The organism is Dolichospermum sp. UHCC 0352 (genome assembly GCF_009711925.1).
In the GTDB taxonomy this organism is placed as follows: domain Bacteria; phylum Cyanobacteriota; class Cyanobacteriia; order Cyanobacteriales; family Nostocaceae; genus Dolichospermum; species Dolichospermum lemmermannii.
Window position 1 is genome coordinate 694 of the sequence record NZ_VIKY01000069.1, and the last position, 1,365, is coordinate 2,058.

Sequence of the window (1,365 nt, forward strand, 5' to 3'; positions counted from 1 at the left end):
TATCAAGCCAATAAATGAGTATGAAGAAAATTTGATGGTAAATTCGTTTCTATAAGAATCAATAAAATGAGTTGAAGTGGTATTCTCAATAAAACTAAAGAGACAAAATTCACAAAATGAAGCTACCACCAAAAATCACAATAGTAGATCACTTTAAAGATTTAGAAGATAAAAGAGTTGAGAGAACAAAAAGGCATAAATTAATAGATATAGTAACCATTGCGATTTGTGCAGTGATCTGTGGAGTAGATAGTTGGGTATTGATGGAGGCTTATGGAAAAAAGAAAGAAAAATGGCTAAAACAATTTTTAGAACTTCCAAACGGGATTCCATCTCATGATACATTCGCAAGAGTATTTGCGAGAATAGATCCGCAACAATTTCAGAATTGTTTTTTGAGTTGGATAAAATCTATCAATAAAATTACAGAAGGAGAAGTCATAGCAATAGATGGGAAAACATTAAGGCATTCATATGATAAAGGAAAGGATAAAGGTGCGATTCAGATGGTAAGTGCATGGGCAACTAGTAATAAATTAGTATTAGGACAATGTAAAGTAGAAGAAAAGTCAAATGAAATAACAGCCATACCGGAATTAATTAAAGTATTAGATATAGCCGGATGTTTAGTAACGATTGATGCGATGGGGTGTCAAAAAGAGATAGTAAAATCAATTGCAGAAAAATCAGGCGAATATATTATCGCACTCAAAAAGAATCAAGGTAATTTATATAAGAATGTAGAAGAAATCTTCAAAGAAGCTATATCTAAAGGGTTTGAGGGATTCAAATATAGTGAATTTCATACAAAAGAAGACAAACATGGAAGAGAAGAGATTCGTCATTATCTCATGTTATCAGACATAGAAGAAAGAATAGATACTGATAAGAAATGGGTAAATCTTCAAAGTGTAGGAATGGTAGAATATATACGAAAAGTTAATGGAAAAACGAAGGTTGAGACAGGCTATTATATAAGTAGTTTGACAAATAATGCGAAATTACTAGGAGAATCAGTCCGCACTCATTGGGGTATAGAGAATTCATTACACTGGGTTTTAGATGTAGCTTTTAGAGAAGATGATTGTCGGATAAGAAAGGATAATGCACCACAAAACTTTGCAGTTATTCGTCATATAGCAGTTAATCTTTTAGGAAAAGAAAAAAGCCAAAAACTAGGAACTAAAAGTAAGCAGTTTTGTGCAGGATGGGATGATGAATATTTAGAGAAGATTTTAGAATGTATCTGATAAAAATCAGAAAATATAGACAAATATAAATATAACCAATTTATTTTTCTGTTGATTCTACAATAGAATCTATATTTTTGATGCCAAAAAATATAGATATTAATATATAGAACTG

1 protein-coding gene is annotated in these 1,365 nt (G+C 30.8%); it reads left to right on the forward strand.

Annotated features, from left to right (window positions below):
- Positions 1-116: 116 nt before the first annotated feature.
- A complete protein-coding gene (locus tag FJR06_RS04835) occupies positions 117-1,250 on the forward strand; it encodes an ISAs1-like element ISAsp2 family transposase (protein WP_015078025.1) in 1,134 nt (377 codons plus the stop codon).
- Positions 1,251-1,365 lie beyond the last annotated feature (115 nt).